The following is an 823-nucleotide window of genomic DNA, read 5'->3' on the forward strand; positions in this document are numbered from 1 at the left end:
ACCGTCACCGTTGGTCGAATTGCCGCTGATATCGGTCGAACCATTACCGCTGGTGTTGATCGAGCCGTTGATATCCGCGCCGCTACCGTTGGTAGATTCGCCGCTGATGTTGGTCGTGCCGTTGTCGGTGGTGTTGATCGAACCGTTCGGATCGACGATCACGCCCGTACCGTTGGTCGAATTGCCGCTGATGTCGGTCGAACCATTACCGCTGGTGTTGATCGAGCCGTTGATGTCCGCGCCGCTACCGTTGGTAGATTCGCCGCTGATGTTGGTCGTGCCGTTGTCCGTGGTGTTGATCGAACCGTTCGGATCGACGATGACACCCGTACCGTTGGTCGAGTTGCCGCTGATATCGGTCGAACCGTTGCCGCCCGTGTTGATCGTGCCGTTGATGTCCGCGCCGCTACCGTTGGTCGATTCGCCGCTGATGTTGGTCGTGCCGTTGTCCGTGGTGTTGATCGAACCGTTCGGATCGACGATCACGCCCGTACCATTGGTCGAGTTGCCGCTGATATCGGTCGAACCGTTGCCACTCGTGTTGATCGAGCCGTTGATGTCCGCGCCGCTACCGTTGGTAGATTCGCCGCTGATGTTGGTCGTGCCGTTGTCGGTGGTGTTGATCGAACCATTCGGATCGACGATCACGCCCGTACCGTTGGTCGAGTTGCCGGAAATGTTCGCCGTGCCGTTATCCGTCACGTTCACATCGCCGTCGATGACCGCGCCGTTGCCGTTCGTCGAGTTACCCGAGATGTTGGCTGCGCCGTTACCCGAGATGTTGATCGAACCATTGTCGCCTTCGATCACGCCCGAACCATTG

Annotated in this window: 1 protein-coding gene; it reads right to left on the reverse strand. The window is 58.7% G+C overall.

Features of this window, described 5'->3' with window-relative positions:
- The coding region (locus tag PQR54_RS38840) for a beta strand repeat-containing protein (RefSeq protein WP_408255445.1) at positions 1-823 on the reverse strand (823 nt) is incomplete at both ends.

Origin of the sequence: Paraburkholderia phytofirmans, from assembly GCF_046028095.1 — a bacterium.
In the GTDB taxonomy this organism is placed as follows: domain Bacteria; phylum Pseudomonadota; class Gammaproteobacteria; order Burkholderiales; family Burkholderiaceae; genus Paraburkholderia; species Paraburkholderia phytofirmans_A.